18 protein-coding genes are annotated in these 18643 nt (G+C 40.5%); 5 read left to right on the forward strand and 13 right to left on the reverse strand.

Translation table 11 applies throughout. The features are described from left to right. Positions 1–55: 55 nt before the first annotated feature. A complete protein-coding gene (locus PQ478_RS16170) occupies positions 56–1813 on the forward strand; it encodes a B12-binding domain-containing radical SAM protein (RefSeq protein WP_289234849.1) in 1758 nt (585 codons plus the stop codon). Positions 1814–1958: 145 nt separating this feature from the next. Then, positions 1959–2708: an NADPH-dependent oxidoreductase gene (locus tag PQ478_RS16175; protein WP_289234850.1), complete on the forward strand. Its 750-nt coding sequence runs from the start codon at positions 1959–1961 to the stop codon at positions 2706–2708. Positions 2709–2741: 33 nt separating this feature from the next. Here PQ478_RS16175 and PQ478_RS16180 read toward each other — a convergent pair whose 3' ends face one another. The 8 genes from PQ478_RS16180 to PQ478_RS16215 all read right to left on the reverse strand — a co-directional run bounded on the left by PQ478_RS16180 (position 2742) and on the right by PQ478_RS16215 (position 13167). Then, on the reverse strand, positions 2742–3797 hold the full coding sequence (locus tag PQ478_RS16180) for an EAL domain-containing protein (RefSeq protein WP_289234851.1): 1056 nt from the start codon (positions 3795–3797) through the stop codon (positions 2742–2744). A 168-nt stretch (positions 3798–3965) separates the two neighbouring features. Further along, on the reverse strand, positions 3966–4964 hold the full coding sequence (meaB, locus tag PQ478_RS16185; RefSeq protein ID WP_289234852.1) for a methylmalonyl Co-A mutase-associated GTPase MeaB: 999 nt from the start codon (positions 4962–4964) through the stop codon (positions 3966–3968). 57 nt (positions 4965–5021) lie between these two features. Beyond that, on the reverse strand, positions 5022–7187 hold the full coding sequence (gene scpA, locus PQ478_RS16190; RefSeq protein ID WP_075681204.1) for a methylmalonyl-CoA mutase: 2166 nt from the start codon (positions 7185–7187) through the stop codon (positions 5022–5024). Then, positions 7184–9217 carry a methylmalonyl-CoA mutase family protein gene (locus tag PQ478_RS16195; protein WP_289234853.1) on the reverse strand — a complete coding sequence of 678 codons (2034 nt, stop codon included), beginning with the start codon at positions 9215–9217 and terminating at the stop codon, positions 7184–7186. The genes scpA and PQ478_RS16195 overlap by 4 nt, the downstream gene beginning before the upstream one ends. A 69-nt stretch (positions 9218–9286) precedes the next feature. After that, the gene (locus tag PQ478_RS16200) at positions 9287–10837 is read right to left on the reverse strand and encodes an acyl-CoA carboxylase subunit beta (protein WP_012959835.1); all 1551 of its coding nucleotides are present in this window, start codon (positions 10835–10837) and stop codon (positions 9287–9289) included. A gap of 115 nt (positions 10838–10952) precedes the next feature. Continuing rightward, positions 10953–11459: an acetyl-CoA carboxylase biotin carboxyl carrier protein gene (accB, locus tag PQ478_RS16205; protein WP_012959836.1), complete on the reverse strand. Its 507-nt coding sequence runs from the start codon at positions 11457–11459 to the stop codon at positions 10953–10955. 61 nt (positions 11460–11520) lie between these two features. Further along, on the reverse strand, positions 11521–12159 hold the full coding sequence (locus PQ478_RS16210) for a TetR/AcrR family transcriptional regulator (RefSeq protein ID WP_012959837.1): 639 nt from the start codon (positions 12157–12159) through the stop codon (positions 11521–11523). A gap of 174 nt (positions 12160–12333) precedes the next feature. Continuing rightward, positions 12334–13167: a dimethylarginine dimethylaminohydrolase family protein gene (locus tag PQ478_RS16215; protein WP_289236998.1), complete on the reverse strand. Its 834-nt coding sequence runs from the start codon at positions 13165–13167 to the stop codon at positions 12334–12336. Positions 13168–13293: 126 nt separating this feature from the next. Between PQ478_RS16215 and PQ478_RS16220 the strand changes: the two genes are divergently transcribed. Continuing rightward, entirely contained in the window at positions 13294–13491 is a 198-nt protein-coding gene (locus PQ478_RS16220) for a hypothetical protein (RefSeq protein ID WP_012959839.1), read from the forward strand. 71 nt (positions 13492–13562) lie between these two features. Here PQ478_RS16220 and PQ478_RS16225 read toward each other — a convergent pair whose 3' ends face one another. Together PQ478_RS16225 and PQ478_RS16230 are read right to left on the reverse strand one after the other, a co-directional pair. Then, positions 13563–13703, reverse strand: coding sequence for a lmo0937 family membrane protein (locus PQ478_RS16225; protein ID WP_012959840.1), 141 nt, complete (start codon positions 13701–13703; stop codon positions 13563–13565). 136 nt (positions 13704–13839) lie between these two features. After that, positions 13840–15039: a GTP-binding protein gene (locus PQ478_RS16230; RefSeq protein ID WP_414627708.1), complete on the reverse strand. Its 1200-nt coding sequence runs from the start codon at positions 15037–15039 to the stop codon at positions 13840–13842. A 129-nt stretch (positions 15040–15168) separates the two neighbouring features. On the opposite strand from PQ478_RS16230, the gene PQ478_RS16235 reads away from it, so the two are divergent. Further along, positions 15169–16341, forward strand: coding sequence for an FAD/NAD(P)-binding protein (locus PQ478_RS16235; RefSeq protein WP_289234855.1), 1173 nt, complete (start codon positions 15169–15171; stop codon positions 16339–16341). Between the two features lie 50 nt (positions 16342–16391). Here the strand turns inward: PQ478_RS16235 and PQ478_RS16240 are convergent, their stop codons facing one another. Both PQ478_RS16240 and PQ478_RS16245 read right to left on the reverse strand, forming a co-directional pair. Next, positions 16392–16688 (reverse strand): IDEAL domain-containing protein, encoded by a 297-nt coding sequence (locus PQ478_RS16240; protein WP_012959843.1) that lies wholly within the window; start codon positions 16686–16688, stop codon positions 16392–16394. Positions 16689–17045: 357 nt separating this feature from the next. After that, on the reverse strand, positions 17046–17639 hold the full coding sequence (locus tag PQ478_RS16245; RefSeq protein WP_289234856.1) for a hypothetical protein: 594 nt from the start codon (positions 17637–17639) through the stop codon (positions 17046–17048). Between the two features lie 252 nt (positions 17640–17891). On the opposite strand from PQ478_RS16245, the gene PQ478_RS16250 reads away from it, so the two are divergent. Continuing rightward, positions 17892–18260 (forward strand): YhjD family protein, encoded by a 369-nt coding sequence (locus tag PQ478_RS16250; RefSeq protein ID WP_041822492.1) that lies wholly within the window; start codon positions 17892–17894, stop codon positions 18258–18260. Positions 18261–18339: 79 nt separating this feature from the next. On the opposite strand, the gene PQ478_RS16255 is transcribed toward PQ478_RS16250, so the two are convergent. Further along, complete coding sequence (locus tag PQ478_RS16255) at positions 18340–18618, reverse strand: DUF3006 domain-containing protein (protein ID WP_075681214.1); 279 nt, start codon at positions 18616–18618, stop codon at positions 18340–18342. Positions 18619–18643 lie beyond the last annotated feature (25 nt).

Consider the following 18643-nt stretch of genomic DNA (forward strand, 5'->3'; position numbering starts at 1 on the left):
AGTCGTATGGTATCATACAGTACGTAAGGAAAACAGAGAATTGAGGGATAAACCAATGAAAACCGTCGTTACGACGTTGAATGCCAAATATATCCACACTTGTTTGGCACTTAGATGTTTAAAAGCTTATGCAGAACCTGAATTTCCAATTGAAATGGTTGAATATACGATAAAAGATCCTGTCATGAATATTGTTTCTGATTTGTTTGAGCGTAAACCAGACGTGATCGGCTTCAGCTGTTACATTTGGAACATAGAAGAAACACTTAAAGTCATTGAAATGCTTAAAAAGGTCATGCCTGAAGTAAAAATCGTATTAGGCGGACCAGAAGTTTCTTATGACACAAAAGAATGGCTGGAGATGACCCCTGATGCAGACTTTGTTGTCGTTGGTGAAGGGGAAGAGACCTTTAAACAGCTGCTTGAAGAATTATCAACAACAGCTAAGTATCATATGGTCTTTGGCCTTGCTTATCGTAAAGGGGAAGAAGTGATCATTAATGCTCCCCGTCCGAAGTTAAAGCTAGATGAGGTTCCTACCCCTTATCGCTTTGATGAAGATTTAGACGGGTTGTCCAAACGAGTGACCTATTTTGAAACAAGCCGCGGATGCCCGTACAGCTGTCAATTCTGTTTATCTTCTATTGAAGTGGGCGTACGATATATTGATATAGATCGAGTAAAAAGTGATTTATTGTACTTGATTGAAAACGGGGCTAAGCTGATCAAATTTGTAGACCGCACGTTTAATATAAAAAGAGACTATGCGCTAGAAATCTTCCAATTCTTAATTGATAACCATCAAGGCTGCGTCTTTCAATTTGAAATCACCGCAGATATTATGCGTCCGGAAGTATTATCCTTTTTAAACGAACATGCTCCTAAAGGCATTTTCCGTTTTGAGATCGGTGTTCAGTCAACAAATGATGCGACAAATGAACTTGTACAGCGCCGTCAAAACTTCCAAAAACTCACTCGTACTGTGACGATGGTTAAAGAAGGCGGCAAAATTGATCAGCATCTAGACTTAATTGCTGGCCTTCCTGAAGAAGATTATAACTCATTTAGGAATACATTTAATGATGTATTTGCTCTTCGTGCCGAGGAACTGCAGCTAGGTTTCTTAAAGATGCTAAGAGGTACCGGCCTTCGTCTTCGTGCCGATGACCATAATTATGTGTATATGAACCATGCTCCATATGAGATTTTAAGCAATAATATTCTTCCGTTTTCTGATATTGTACGTATTAAACGAGTAGAAGATGTATTAGAGAAGTATTGGAATGCCCACCGGATGGATACAACAATTGAATACCTTGTGGAAAAAGTGTTCGACTCTCCTTTTGATTTCTTTCAAGAGTTTGGTGATTTCTGGGAATCAAAAGGCTGGTCTAGAATCGGCCATCAATTAGAAGACTTATTTACACGTCTTTATCAGTTTTTAGAAGCGAGATCGACGGCTAACCTCGATTTTATTAAAGGGCTCATGATGATTGATTACTTTAAAAACCATAAGCATAAACCTCGTAAAACATGGTGGGGCTTTTCTTTATCTAAAGAACAGCAAAGTGCTATTTTACGCCGCTTAGCAGAAGCACCCGAGCAAGTAAGCGAAGAGTTCAGTTCATTTAAGTTGAATGAAAAAGAACTTCACAAGCATACAATGATCGAAGTTCTGCCATTCTCATTGAAATCGTACCAAGAGGATGGCACAATTGAAGGGACTGAAGAGCTGTTAATTGCCTATTTCAATCCTAAGGTCGAAAAAAGCTTATTATATACAGCACCTCTCAAATCAATGGCCGTACGTTAAACTCACTTTAAAAACACTGTAAAAACCAATGTCCTAAAGGCATTGGTTTTTGCGTTTGATTGCGTTTGATTGCGTTTGATTTGGGTTAGCTGTTTATTTGTGTAATAATGAAACGATTAACTTATTCGTTCAGGAGGCAGATAAAATGAATACAATTATTAACACTCAGTTAAATCATCGTTCCTATCGTTCTTACACTTCAAAAAAAGTAGAACCAGTAAAATTAGATGCGGTTATTAAAGCTTCACAAGCTGCCCCTTCATGGATTAATGGCCAGCAAGTATCGATTGTTGCTGTTTTTGACGATCAAAGAAAGAAACGCTTGTCTGAGTTAGTTGGCAATCAAGCCTACGTTGCAGAAGCACCTGTTTTTCTCATCTTCTGTGCCGATTTTTATAGAGCTCAGCTAGCAGGAGAGGTGCATGGTAAAACGCTTGAAGCAATCGATGATGTCGATGCCCTTCTAGTAGGTGCCACAGATGTTGGACTAGCTATGTCAAATGCCATTACTGCTGCTGAATCTCTTGATCTTGGCACCGTGCCGATCGGAGGCATCCGCAAAAATCCGCTTGAGGTGATTGAATTGCTAGAACTGCCAAAGCATGTTATCCCTATTGCAGGCTTATGCGTAGGGTATCCTAGTGAAGACCCCGGCTTAAAACCTCGTCTCCCAAAAGAAGCGATCTATCATGAGGAAAGCTACCAAACAAATGTAGCGGCATTGATTGAATCATATGATCAGTCTATGAGTGCATACATGCATAAGCGGACGAACGGAGCCCAATCTACCTCGTGGACCGAGCGGGTTTCAAGCTTTTACGAGAAACCTTACTATACGTCTATTGCCCAAATGCTTGAGAAGCAAGGCTTTACATGTAAAAACATTAAAGAATAATGATTAAAGAAAACCCGCAGAGCTCTGCGGGTTTTAATTTGCATATGGGTATACATTTGTAACAGGATTTTTTTGAGGCCGACCAAAATAGTACCCCTGAGCAAGCGGAATGTTTAAGTCCAAACAGAACTCTGCCTCTTCCTTCCTTTCGATTCCTTCTGCAAGTAATGTAATGCCGTACGCGTCTGCCACACTGACTATTTCTTTGATTTTAGCCTGCTTGGTTTCATTTTGATCACAGTAATCGATAATAGCACGATCAATCTTGGCAAAATTAGGCTTAAGCTCTTTTAACACTTCAACTGTTGCGAAACCAGCTCCTAAATCATCTAGAGCCACATGAATTCCCTCACTTTGATAAACCGTAAAAATCTTTTTCAAATGGTTTACATCATGAATTTTTTCTGTCTCCACCACTTCAAACACTAAATCTTCCGGACGAACTTGATGACATTCTACTGCTTTTAACGTGCTCTTCAGACAGTGAGCAGGATCATAGATTGAAGAAGGCAGAAAATTAATAAATCGTTTCATCCCATTTTCTAACAATTTTGCGCTGATTTCAATTGATGAGATCCGTGCTTGGCTGTCTAGAATAGATTGTAAACCTGCTTTTTGAGAGAAAGAAAACAGACTGCCTGGATTAAATGATAGATGAGGCGGTGTAGGCCTGACTAGAAATTCATACCCGTACACGTCATTCGTTTGTAATTTGATGACAGGCTGAATATGCTGGGTAAATAGCCCTTCGTTAATAACTTTGACTAGAGGCCACTGCATAATCCGTTCTCTTAACTGGACATAGGGTATAAATCGGGCAAAATGTTCCTCCCCGTATGCTGAATATGTCGCTTGCACTTCTTCACTTGAAAGTAACTCTGCATCTAGCTGCTCTATCAATTGAAGCAGCTCTTCTTTTCCAGCATACTCGATATAAAAGATATCATTTTCATTTACTATGTATGTAAACTTCTCATGCTGTATTCTCGTAATGAGCTTCATCATCTTATGTTCTTCCTTCACTCTCACAAGCAACTGGCCTTTATCTGGAAGATCAGGAATATGACCACATCTGGTGCAACTGTTCAAACGAACTCCTCCTCTAATGTATATTGTAAGTACTATACCACCTTTATAGTCATTTCAAACTATTACTATTGTAATATGTTTATTCCGTTTTGACATGTATGATGCACTAGAAAAAGCCATGTTTTTTAAACATAGCTTTCACTTTTTAATTACTGCTCCCTGATGAGGCTATTTTTTTGTCATTTCTAACAGCTCTAAAGCTGCTTTAGTAGCTGAAGCCTCACCTGATAAGACTTGGTGCTGCATTTCAGGAAGGCGGCTTTTAATTATCTCCTGTTCATAAAACTGTGCAAGTACTTGCTCCTCAATCAAATCTTTAAACCACCGGAGAGCTTGTTCATTTCTTCTTTTTAAGAAAAGGTCATTCTCTTCCATATGCTCTTTATGTTCTTTTATAACAGACCAGATATGATCGACACCCTCACCTGTCAAAGCAGAAACAGTGTAGGCCTTCGTTGCCCATCCTTCTGTGATCGGCGGCAGCAGGTGAAGCATTCGATTCAATTCCACCCTGGCTTGTAGTGCTGCTTGTTTATTAGGTCCATCCGCTTTATTAATAAACATCGCATCGGCCATTTCCATAATCCCTTTTTTCATTCCTTGGAGCTCATCTCCTGCTCCAGTCAGCATTAATACAAGAAAGAAGTCTACCATTGAACGGACGGCTACTTCGCTTTGACCAACGCCGACAGTCTCTACAATAATCACATCATAGCCTGCCGCCTCACATAAAAGAAGCGTTTCGCGGGTCTTTCTAGCTACCCCGCCAAGAGTGCCACCTGCAGGGGAAGGTCTGACATAGGCATTAGGGTGGCGCGATAATTGCTCCATTCGAGTTTTATCACCTAAAATACTGCCTCCAGTTAGAGTGCTAGAAGGGTCTACGGCTAATACCGCTACCTTATGCCCCCTCTCACAGAGCATCATTCCGAATGCTTCAATCAGGGTGCTTTTTCCTGCTCCTGGCACACCTGAAAAGCCAATCCGAATAGAGTTTCCTGTATGAGGCATTAACTCTGTTAAGACATCCTGAGCTAATTTCAAATGTTTCTTTGCATTGCTCTCCACTAGGGTGATCGCTCTTGCCAAGACGGCTCGATTTTGCTCTTTTACACCCTTTACATACTCATCAACTGTTAACTGCTTTCTTTTAGGGGGCTGTGCCATACCTTTTCTCCTCCCTTTTCGAACGAAAAAACTAAATCTAAAAAGAAAGAAGAAGTGTTACTCCACTTCTTCTTCTAAGCCGAGCCGCTCTTTTAATTCTTCAAGAATCTGCGCTGCTGCAACCGGGATCACTGTACCAGGGCCAAAAATGGCTGCCGCTCCGTTTTCTTTTAAGAATTCATAGTCTTGAGCAGGAATAACTCCGCCTATAATCACTAAAATATCTTCACGTCCATGTTTCTTTAATTCTTCTACTACTTGTGGCAATAGCGTCTTATGACCAGCAGCAAGGGAACTCATTCCAATCACATGGACATCATTTTCTACTGCTTGCAGAGCGGCTTCTGCTGGTGTCTGGAACAATGGCCCGATATCAACATCAAACCCCATATCAGCAAATGCGGTAGAAATCACTTTTGCTCCGCGATCATGACCATCTTGACCCATTTTTGCAATCATAATTCTCGGTCTGCGTCCTTCTGCTTGTTCAAATTCATCCGTTAATTTGCGGATATTTTCCATCTCTTCATTCTCTCCAAACTCAGAACGGTACACCCCGCTAATTGATCGGATGACCGCTTTATGTCTGCCTACTACTTTCTCATAAGCCATAGAAATCTCACCTAAACTAGCACGTGCACGAGCAGCATCTACTGCTAATTCTAACAGATTTCCTTCACCTGTTTCTGCAGCTTTGGTGATTGCAGCTAAAGCGGCTTCTACTTTCGCTTCATCACGCTGTGCACGCAGCTTTTCTAAACGGCGGATTTGCGCTTCGCGAACGACTGTATTATCGATATTTAAAATATCTAACGGCTCTTCTGCGTCCAGACGATAAGTATTTACCCCAATGATTGTTTCTTTCTTTGAATCAATATGCGCCTGCCTTCTAGCCGCAGCTTCTTCAATTCGCATTTTCGGAAGCCCTGTTTCGATTGCCTTAGCCATCCCGCCAAGCTCTTCAATCTCCTCAATATGAGCCCATGCCTTTTCTAGAAGCTCAGCAGTAAGAGACTCTACATAATAAGAACCTCCCCACGGATCAAGGACGTTAGTTAAACCGGTTTCATCTTGTAAGTAAAGCTGAGTATTACGAGCGATCCTTGCAGAGAAATCCGTAGGTAGGGCAATGGCTTCATCTAATGCGTTCGTATGAAGGGATTGCGTATGCCCCATTGAGGCTGCCATCGCTTCAATGCAAGTACGCACAACATTATTATATGGATCTTGCTCCGTTAAGCTCCATCCTGATGTTTGTGAGTGGGTGCGAAGCGCAAGTGACTTATCATTTTTAGGATTAAACGGCTTAATCAGTTTCGCCCAAATTAAACGAGCTGCACGCATTTTCGCCACTTCCATATAATAATTCATGCCGATTGCCCAGAAAAAGGACAGCCTAGGCGCAAATGAATCAATATCAAGCCCTGCTTTTATACCCGTTCTTACATACTCAAGACCATCAGCTAGTGTATAGGCAAGCTCGATATCCGCTGTCGCACCAGCTTCCTGCATATGATAACCGGAGATACTAATACTATTAAATTTCGGCATGTACTTTGAAGTATATTCAAAGATATCAGCAATTGCTTTCATAGAAGCTTCTGGAGGGTAAATATACGTGTTACGTACCATATACTCCTTCAAGATATCATTTTGAATTGTACCGGTCAGCTGTTCTGGCTTAACGCCCTGCTCTTCTGCTGCAACAATGTAGAATGCCAAGATCGGCAGTACAGCCCCGTTCATCGTCATAGAAACAGACATCTGATCAAGCGGGATCCCATCAAATAATATTTTCATATCAAGAATAGAATCTACGGCAACGCCTGCTTTACCAACATCTCCAACTACTCGTTCATGGTCACTGTCATAACCACGGTGGGTAGCTAAATCAAAAGCAATCGACAATCCTTTTTGGCCGGCTGCTAGGTTTCTGCGATAAAACGCATTACTTTCCTCTGCTGTTGAGAACCCGGCATACTGTCTAACCGTCCAAGGTCTTGTTTTATACATAGCTGGGTAAGGTCCGCGAAAGAACGGGGCAAGTCCCGCCACATAATTTAAATGCTTCATTCCCTGTGTATCATCTTTGGAGTAGCTAGATTTAACTGCAATCTTCTCCATCGTTTCGATTGTGTCAACCGTTTGTTCCACTTGACTCTCTGTTACAGACTGGCCGTCAAATACAGGAAACGCCATCTTTTCAAAGGATGGTTTTGTCATTGTCTGGCCCTCCAATTCCATAGATTCATCAGCTGCTCATAATGATTGGCCCTCATGTGTATATACTCCGTTGCTCCTGCTTCATTTAAGAGGGCTGCTGCTTCATCTTTTTGTTTCCCCGTTATATAAATGCGTACATCATGAGAAATCATCTGTTTCAGCTCGCTAATTAGAGCAGGTGCATGCTCTTTCAAATCTTCATCGGTGCCGCATATAACAAAGACATGTTCTTTTGCTAAGTCGCTTGCACTATTTTTAATGGAGTCTGCATTAAATGGTGATTCTACTTCAAAGCCTCCTGCTCTAAAGTATCCCGCAGCAAAATCAGCTCGAGGCTTATATTTTGCTAAAGGCCCGATTCCGATTAATACAGCAGATGCACGCTCCCCTTTTTTCTGTTCAAACTGCTTACTCAAATCTCTCATCTGCTCATACGGCATAGATAGTCTTCTAGATTCAACCGGCTCGGAAATTCTAGCCTGCTCATTGCTGTCTTCAACTATCACCTTATACATGGCAGACAGTGAATATCCCTCTTTTGCAGCATGTAACCATTCATCAAAAGAAGCAGGCTGTACCTCAAGTGACTTTTCTGCCGTTCTTGTGCGATCAATGGCCCATTCTGCGGCCTCTTTATTTTCGTGAAGCAACGCTTCATCTAAATTAGCATACTGGTTTACTCCAACTACTGTTTGCTTTCTTGTTTCAACATCCTCAAGCCTTGCTTCCCATGTCTCATTAATCCAAGCCTGAGGCAGACCTTCAGCTAATGCTTGAGACATCCCTCCGCACGCTTCAATCTCTTGGAATTTCTGCCATGCTTTTTTAGCTATCTCATCTGTTAAGTGCTCCACATACCATGCACCGCCTGATGCATCCTGAGTAGCTGCAAGATGACTCTCTTCCATAAGAATTAAGGAAGTGTTCCTTGCAATTCTTCTGGAAAATGAAGTAGACGGCTGAATCGGCTCATCAAACGGGCTTACTTGAATGCTGTCTGCTCCTGCTACCGCTGCACTAAATGCCTCACTTGTCCCACGCAGCATATTCACATAAGGATCAAGCTTTGCTTTTGTAAAAGCAGATGTCCGGGCATGGATAAACATTTTAGATCCTTCTTCGCTTGCTCCGAACGCTTTCATAATCGCTGCCCATAATAAACGGGCGCTTCTAATCTTAGCTATCTCTACAAATGACTGGCTTCCAATCGAAAATGAAAAAGCCATCGCACTTCCGGCTTGATCTGCTGAGAGCCCTCGATTCATTAACTCTGACACATACTCCACACCTGTTGAAAGAGCGCATGCCAACTCATCCGCAGCCGATGCTCCCCCGTTATGATAGGCATCACTCTGCACTAGAACCGTACGGATGTCTTTTTGCTTATCGATGACCCACTTACTCGCTTCCGCCATATCGTCATAGCTTGCTGATAGACTGAATGAAAGCTCACCTTGCTTAGCTAATTCACTTAAAGGATCACAAGCAATGATTCCACATAATTTTCCTTCATCAATAGAAGCAGCTACTGTAGACAACACCGGACTTAATAGAGCACCCGTATATAGATGCATCGGGTACTTTTCTACATCGATCCCTTCAAAAATCAGTTGAAAATCTGCAGCTGATTCTACTTTCACTCCACGATCATCATCTTTTTTGGGATTGCCTTTTGCTGCTTCATCAAGCACTAGATGAAGTACATTTTGACCTCTTGCCAGATCATTAAGAGCATGTTCATTTAAGACCTCTGGAGTGGCACCGCTCAACTCTTGACTGACTCTCCATTTATCTCGTTTATGCTCAGTACCTCTCGTAAAAGGGAACTGTCCGGGCTGCTCAGATAGAGTAGCTAGGCTTTCTACATCTTTTTCTTGATACATTGGCTCAGTCGTAATGCCCTCATAAAGATGTGTTAAAAGTTTCTTTTCAAATGGAGCACCCTTTAAGGAACGTTCGGCTGCTTGCCGCCATTCTTCATATGTTGGTATCGGAAATTCGCTAAACTTATCCAGGTCCTTAGGCTTCATAGCGTTCCGGGAGCCTACTTGAGGCTCACCTGCTCACTCCCTTCTCTTCTTAGGTCTGATCTAATCGATTTATAGAGGAATATTCCCATGCTTTTTCTTTGGAAGTTCTTTCTTCTTATTACGCAGCATATCTAATGCTTGCGCTAGACTCTTACGTGTATCTCGTGGATCGATGACGTCATCTACCATTCCATTGCTGGCTGCAACATATGGATTGGCAAAACGTTCGCGGTAGTCAGCAATTTTAGCCGCTCGAGTCGCTTCTGGGTCATCGCTTTCATTAATTTCTTTGGCAAAAATAATATTAGCTGCGCCTTCAGGACCCATAACAGCAATTTCAGCATTTGGCCATGCATACACAACATCGGCTCCGATCGCTTTACTATTTAAAGCAACATAAGCGCCTCCAAATGCTTTTCTTAAAATGACCGTAATTTTAGGTACAGTCGCTTCTGAATAGGCATATAAGATTTTTGCCCCATGCCTGATAATGCCTCCGTGCTCTTGCTGTACTCCTGGAATAAACCCACTTACATCTTCAAATGTGATGAGAGGGATGTTGTAGCAGTCACAAAAACGGATAAAACGTGAGCATTTATCAGAAGAATCAATATCTAACCCGCCCGCCATCATTTTCGGGTTGTTTGCAACAATTCCTACGGTCTCTCCTTCAATACGAGCAAAGCCGCATACAATATTTTTAGCAAACTTAGGCTGAACTTCTAAGAAATCTTCATCATCTACAATTTTTTCGATCACGTGACGAACATCATACACTTTTGTTCCATCTACAGGTACAATATCAATTAATTCTTCAATTCTCTCATCAAGAGGTTTAGTGTTCACTGGCTTTTTGACTGGTGTACGCTCTTCATGATTTTGCGGCAAGAATGAAATAAGCTTTCTAACATCCTTTAAAACCTGCTCTTCAGAAGGAGACGTGAAATGTGCATTTCCGCTCACACTTGAATGAACTTTAGCTCCCCCAAGATTCTCGCTATTAATCTTTGCACCAGTTACACTTTCAATGACCTTTGGACCGGTAATAAACATTTGGCTCGTTTTCTCCACCATAAAAACAAAGTCAGTAATTGCTGGAGAATAAACTGCTCCTCCTGCACAAGGTCCCATAATAACGGAAATTTGAGGTACTACACCTGAGTAAATCGCATTACGGTAGAAGATATGACCGTACCCATCAAGTGAAAGCACTCCCTCTTGAATACGTGCTCCGCCTGAGTCATTTAACCCAATAATAGGCGCACCGTTTTCAGCTGCAAGATCCATTACCTTAGCAATTTTTCTAGCATGCATCTCACCAAGGGCTCCTCCAAATACAGTGAAGTCCTGGGCAAACAAGAAGATTAAGCGTCCGTCTACTTTACCGTACCCAGTGACAACTCCTTCACCCGGCGCTTCTGCAGATCCGTAATCGAGGCCTCTATGTTCAATAAAAGGATTTAATTCAACAAATGTCCCTTCATCTACTAATAGGTCAATACGTTCTCTTGCTGTCATTTTGCCGCGATCATGCTGGGCATCAATCCTTGCTTCACCGCCGCCTAGCTTCACTTTTTCTCTTCGCTCTTCTAACTCATTGATACGATCAAGCATATCCATACGTCATCTTCCTTCCTATTCCTATGGTTGAACGATCTCTTACTTAATAGATTGACTTACGTTTACTTAGGTTTGATTTATTTAGATTGATTTAGATTGATTTATTTAGATTGATTTACTTAGATTGAAGTGCGAACAACGGCTGACCGTATTCAACAAGCTCCCCGTTTTCTACTAAAATATCAACAATTTTACCGTTCATTTCTGCTTCCAGCTCATTCATAAGCTTCATCGCTTCGACAATACAAACCACTTCCCCCTCTTTCACTTCAGCCCCTACTTCTACATATGGCTTAGAATCAGGCGATGGGGATGAATAGAACGTACCTACCATTGGTGAAAGGATGTGTTCTACATCTTCTTTTGCAGCATCTTTCGGTGCAGATGCTTCCTCTTTTACTGGTGTTTCTTCTTTTACCGGCGGCGCGGCAGGTACTGTTTTGGCAGCAGACTGTGCTTCTGGGGCGGTTGCTGTAACAGGCTCGGCAGCATCAACTAGCTGTACTCCGCTGTTCTTTTTAAGAGTGATCTGTTCCTTTCCTTCTCCTTTTACGGTTACTTCTGATAAATTAGAACGGTCAAGCGCACGGATAAGTTCTTTGATTTCACTCACTTTATACATGTTGGTCATCTCCTTTGCTTATTCAACAATTTTATTTAACAATTTTGTTTAACAATTCTATTTAACAGTTCAATGAATCCGGTTTCAAAAAGAACCGTTGATTTTCAGGTTTTTGCAGTGCTTCTGGCGTTAAAACAGAGTGCATTACTAAGTCAGCATAAATTAAGGCAATATCATTTATTGAATATTTACCTGTATCCTTATACCACTTGTACGTCCAGTTCGTCATTCCAAAAATGGCCATAGATGTAATTGGAACTGGTATTTCTTTTCTAAATTCTCCTTGCTGAATGCCTTCTTCTACCACTCTAAACATCATTTTTTTATAACGATCACGCTTAACTTTGATCGTTTGAAAGTAATCTGAGCTCAAATATAGGGACTCTTGGTAAAAAACCGTTACGTGAGGACGATATAATTCAAACATCATAACAAAGGACTTTACGGTCTCGTACAGCCTTTCTGCTGGTGTATTATAGCGTGTGTATGCATCTTCTGCTTTGGTTAAGATGTATGTAATAAACGAGTCATGGATCGTATATAAGAGTTCATCTTTAGACCTGAAGTTATGATAAAATCCACCTTTTGAGGTCCCGCTTTCTTTCACAATCTTATCAACAGTTACAGCATGGAACCCTTGTTCTTCAAACAATAATAAAGCAGCTTCAATAATCCGATCCTTTGTCGGCTTAACACTCATCTCGTTCACTTCACCTCTCTCTGTTATTTTCGACCGACTGGTCAGTCTGTTAACAAAATTGTACGAAACGTTCCGACTATTGTCAATATTGTTTCTGTAATCGCTTGCAATTTTATTTTTATTCACTCTAAAAAACCGCTATTTCCGAGGAAATAGCGGTTTTTTCTACATACATTATTTTCGGTAAAGAGGCAGCGTCACACAGCGAAATGCTCCTCCTGATTTAATTATTTCAGATAAATCCACTTCAATAATCTCGAATCCTGATTCTTTGATTTTAGCATTTGTCTCTTTATTAAGGGGCAAGGCAATCACTTTTTTATTGCCTATACTCAATACGTTTGTCGCTAAAGTAAATTGTTCTTCTTCTGATACTTCAATTAATTGATATCGTTCCTCTAACAATCTCACCGCCTCATCATCAATTGCCTCCGGGTAAATTAATGCCGTATCATTGGAAAGGGGATTAAATACACAATCTAGATGAAGATACTTCTCATCAAACTTTATTAAGTGGATCTCATGATTCGGGTGAGCAGCTCTGAGCTGGTCGACGGTCAGCCTTGATGTACGGCTGCTGTCCCCAACATAAATGTGGCTTCCATCTATTATGACGTCACCACCTTCAATCGTTCCTCCTTCTACCTCTGTATAGGAGTACTCATGATCTTCTAGGAATTGTTTTAAAACTTTCTCCTCGCCTTGACGAATCGTTCTTTTCAACGCTCCTACATAAATCGTATCATCAATTGTGAAACCAATATCTCTTGTGAAGACCTGTTCTGGATAATCTTTTCTTGCGGGAAGTAAATGGACATCGATCTGCTCTCTCTTTAATGTTGAAACAAGTGCTTCGTGCTGTCTTTTCGCTTTTTCAACGTTAATATTCTCTTCTTTGTAATGCTCTTGTGTATCATTAATCGCTTCTTCTATTTTCATATAGTCTGGTTCACAAAGTAAGACGGTTTTTAACGTGTCATATTCTGTTTGGCATCCTTTTTGCTTCATCATTCTCACCTTTTCATCATGATTTTTATTAAAACGTTTATTTTTTATATGTAGGGAGGGCACGTATCTTTTTTCAATCTCATATGATAATGAGAAGAGGGTGTTCGTAAGGAGGCTAGATCGACAATGGAATTTCAAGCCAATCGTATGAAAAAATTAATCGAGCATGATCGCTTTTTAATGTCCGCCTATAGGGACCTGTTAGAGAGTAACTTGCATGTAAAGCCAATGAATGAAGATGCAGCTCTTCATTATTTGTTTAAAGTATATGTACAGTCTGAGCCAATTTTGCTTAATGCATACAATCATTTAACAAACGATTAAGCGTAGATTAGAGAGAAGTGGCTGCTGTAAAAACAGCCCACTTCTCTCTTTTTCTGCCTACGATAGGACCGCTAAGCCCTTCTACCCGTTAACATGCGAACGATAAAGACAATAAGTGCAATCACTAATAAAATGTGAATTAGGTTTCCGGCTATCTCAAAGCTAAAGCCCAACAGCCATAGTATTAAAATAATAATGAGGATTGTCCACATACAGTTTCACTCCTTTGTTATCATTTGTTCTTATGTTGTTTGTTCCCTCATTACACATTTTGAAACCTAAAAAAACAAACGGCAATGATAAACTGCCGTTTGTTTCTTTAAAACGATTGGACTTCATGTTTGCACTTCATGATTGCACTTCAACAACATCTGTCCATGCTGGAATGGGGTCGTTAAATGTTGTCCAGTCTTGGTTCATTTCTTCCTCTGTTACTAAGCATTGATCAAAATACGCTTCTATTTCCTTTCGATCCAATTCAAGACCTATAAATACTAACTCAGTCATTCGATCTCCATGTTCCTTATCCCACCGCTCACGAATCTCAGGCTCTTCTTCAAGGATGATTGCTTTATCCGCATCGTTCATAGCATCCACCCATAACCCGGCAGGTTCAAATACCATAGATGGCCCTGCCTGGCTTAATAGAGCGGCAATATTATTTCTTGTCGCAATCCAGGCGATCCCTTTAGCACGCACGATCATACTTGGCCAATCTTGGATAGCATTCATAAGTCTTTCAGGATGAAATGGTTTACGCCTTCTATAGACAAAGCTTGATATACCGTATTCCTCTGTTTCTGGAGTATGTTCTGTTTGAAGCTCTTTTAACCAGCCAGCAGATTGACTGGATTTCTCAAAATCAAACAGACCAGTATTTAAAATATTTTCTGGATCTACTTTTCCTTCTGAAATCCTTAAGAACTTTGCTTGAGGCTGTAACGTACGCAGCACTTGCTCCATCTCATCTATCTCTTCATTGCTTACTAGATCACACTTATTTAATAGCAAGACATCACAAAATTCAATTTGATCAATTAAAAGGTCAACTATTTCACGTTCATCTTCATCATTGACGGCTTGTCCTCGATCAAGCAATGATTCTCCTGATTCATAGTCATGCCAGAAGCGATAGGCATCAACAACTGTAACCATTGTATCTAAGCGACAAACTGTTGTTAGATCAATACCGCTTGCTTCGTCTGCATAGGAAAATGTTTGAGCAACTGGCATAGGTTCGCCGATTCCTGTAGATTCGATCAGAATGTAGTCGTACTTTCCTTCGTTTGCCAGTCTTTCGACTTCAACGAGCAAGTCTTCTCTTAATGTACAGCAAATACAGCCATTCGACATTTCCACTAGTTTTTCATCGACCCGCGAAACCCCTCCGCCACTCTTCACCATGGATGCATCAATATTTACCTCACTCAAATCATTTACAATAACAGCTACTTTAAGTCCATCTCTATTATGTAGTATATGATTTAAAATCGTTGTTTTCCCTGCTCCTAAATAGCCGCTTAACACCGTTACAGGCAGTTTATTCATTCTCACTCACACCCTAATACGTAATAATTACGATTTAAACTTTATCATTTTATGCTTGGCAAATCAATCATTTTTCTGTAAGATTAGAAATTAAATCGTAATTATTACGTTTTGAAAGGGGTGTCCGTTATGCAAGATTGGGTAATTATCGGTGGCGGTATTCAAGGGATTACGTTAGCCAGCTACCTCTTGGCTAAAAAATATGTTCCGATTGAGCAGCTAACCATTATCGACCCGCACGAAGAACCTTTAGCGATGTGGAAACATTGTACGAAAAAAGTGGGGATGTCTTATTTGCGCTCTCCTTCTATTCATCATTTGCAGCCAGAACCATTTGGACTAGAGGCCTTTGCGAAGAAAAAAAATCTACATAAGCAACAAGCTTTTGTTCCTCCTTATGACCGGCCAAAGCTCTCATTATTCAACGAGCATTGTGAACATCTAATTAAAGATCATCAAATTAAGCAAAGCTGGGTTCAGGGGCGTGTAAACGGCTTAAAGAAGAATACGGATTTCTGGATGATTCAATTAGAGAGCGGGGAGGTGATAACAAGCAGACATGTTGTTCTTGCTATAGGAGTAGGTGAACAGCCTATTTGGCCAGATTTTGCCTATAGCTTAAAAGAAGAAGGAGCGAAAATCGAGCATATATTTGATCAGACCAAGTGCATAACCTCCGAAGAAGATCAAGTATTAGTAGCAGGAGGGGGAATCAGCGGTGTTCAAACCGCATTAAAATTAAGTAGTGAGTTAAAAAACCCGGTAACCCTTTTGACTAGACATCCATTTCGAGTAAAGCAGTTTGATTCACATCCAGGATGGCTCGGACCAAAATATATGCGGCATTTCTTGAAGAAAAAATCATACGATCAAAGAAGATCGCTGATTAAACAGGCTAGAAACCGCGGTTCGCTTCCGGCTGAGCTGCGCACTATGCTAAGAAGGGCTGAATCAGAAGGTCTAGTGCAGTCGATAGTGAATGAAATAGCTGAAACGTATTATGATGGGCGTATTCATTTGACCTTTCAAGATGGCACTTCTTGGTACGGCGACAAAGTAATTTTAGCTACAGGCTTTCACCCTAATCCACCTGGTATGGACTGGCTCACCCAAACGATAGAAGAAGAGCATTTAACTTGTCATACTTGCGGCTATCCAATTGTAGATGATCATACGCTAGAATGGAGTGAAAATCTTTTTGTCTTAGGGGCACTAGCAGAATTATCCTTAGGACCAGTTGCTAGAAATATATCCGGAGCTAGAAGAGGCGCAGAAAGAATAATAGCTGCACATAGCGGCTGACAGCTTGAAAAAGCATCGTATGTATGAGCAGATGCTTTTTCAAGTGTAAACTATTCAAATGTGAGGTGAAGCTCATATCCATTTTCTATAATCATTTTCCCATTTTTATGATTTTCGATGTGCTCTTTATATGCTAGGGAATGAGCAGAGAACGCTTCTCGATCTCCGGACTCTAGTGCTTGATCGATTGAAATCAGTAATTGAGATTTCTTAAAGTGGTACATTGAATATTCAAGAACGGCCTGGGCGTAAAGAGACTGGACTGTTGATTCTGTACGTTTTTGAAGTGACTTAATAATTTCTAATTGTCGGTAAACGTTGTTATCCATCGCAAAGTGATTATTCATTGCGTATCCCTCCTTAGCTTTCTCTTTGTTCTACTATACCCTTCACTGCTATTTTCAAACCATTCACACATCTTTCTTGTGAAAAAATTATCCTCTTTAACCTGCCTAAAACTACTAAAAAACAGGCAGCTTTATTTCTAAGCCTGCCTGTCTGTCGTTAAAATTACATTGATTTTTCTCTTTTTATTTCTTCGCCGCGGGCTTTCCGTTCTTCTTTCGTTAGTTTAGGACATGCATAGCACTTCTTGCCGCCCTCCTTCACATAACTCATGCAGCACGCTGCTTTTACTCTAACCGGCTCTATGGGCTCCCACCAGCTGTCCACATAGCGAAAGGTTACATCATATGGATTTCTTTTTAAGCCGAAACCTCGCAGTCGACCTCTCTTAACGTGTGCAGATCGTCATTTATTTGTTTCTTTCTCTCATCATCAGCGGTCACCATCCACGCCTCTTGCTGCTTATAGAATGGATTACATAGAAGCCCAAAAGCCTGCTGAATAGGTAAAGTCGAGGTAAGGGCAACCATTTCTATTACCGGACGAAGACGGTCAAATAATGCTTTATACTTCTCAGTTAACACTTTTTCTCGATCACCTTCAGGAAGCTTAGTGCAGTCGGCTTTAATTAAGGAAAAGCCAACTTCATCTCCTTTTACATAGAAGGCCAGATCTTCATAGTCAAGCCAGGAGTCATAATGAGATACGGTGTATTGATGTGCTGTACATAAATAAGCGACCCACTTCATCATATTCGCGCCGCCTGCTCTTTCATCAAGCCCTTTGCATGCTGCTGTTCGCTCTTTCATGACCTCCTTCATTACCGCTTCTTTTTGAAGTTCATTTAACTTATAATATGAATCCGCTTCTTTGTTTAATTGATTTATCTTAATAAAGAATGTTGCCTCAAGCTCTTTTTTTAAATCTTGGTTAAATGGTTCACCATCAGTCATACTAGCAGCTCCCTTCGTTTATGTATTGCTTTTTCTCTATTACCAATCTTTTAAGATTAATGTTTTCGTTTACACTATATCATAATCGATTCAACGTTATCATGCAGGAGCTGTGCAAAAGAGTTCAGTTTTAATTAGTTTATTTTTAATTCATTCATTTTTAATTAGTTTGCTTTTTCCATTATTAACTAGTTGTTTTTTTAAGGCCTTTTGCATATAATAAGAACATAAGTTCGTATGAGGAGGATGAAGATGATGGCGAAGCTGACTAGTGACGAGCATCAAGCCCTTCATCACTATATTTTACTTTTAGTAGCCAGGCAAGTTCTTGAACGCGACTTTTCGTACCTAGAGCAGGCTAATTTAAAATTAGCTCACCCTTATCTCGAACTAACTAAATCCGTTCTTGATCATATCAGTAAAGAACTAAAAGCGATGAAGACTTATTTGCATGCCCATCACATTACCATTGACAGCAGAAAACAAGAGGGGTTATTTAGTGAATATTACTACCGTCATAAAGGATATGAAGGAGTGACTAGGGTTTTAAATGCTCATTTAAAAAACCAAGTGCATGATTATGTTACATCCTGCTTTACTACATTTAGAAAGCCTTCTTAATTAAAAACCCCCCTCTTACTCTCCTGACAAAAAAGAAAGTGAATCACGCAAAGTGACTCACCTTCCTGCTTTTTTAGGTTTATTTTTTCTTAAAACGGCTTTTTTGATTCGCTTTTAGCTGCTTAAGCATATCAGTGACAGGAGATTCGGAAATTCGCTCTTCTTTTTTCATATGCTTATTAATGACCAGACGTGCATGCTCCCTCTCACCTTGCATGTTTACTTCTACTTCAAAGGAATCTCCTTCACATACATCAGGCGGTAGATCACTTAGTGGTATAGTGTATTCTTTTTCGCTTTCACCAACAAGCAGCACAGCTGCTTTGTTATCTACAATGCGATCAAGTACAGCAATCATTTTATCCCTCCTATACAATCAGCAG

The sequence above is a fragment of the Alkalihalophilus pseudofirmus genome, from assembly GCF_029094545.1.
GTDB lineage: Bacteria > Bacillota > Bacilli > Bacillales > Bacillaceae_D > Alkalihalophilus > Alkalihalophilus pseudofirmus.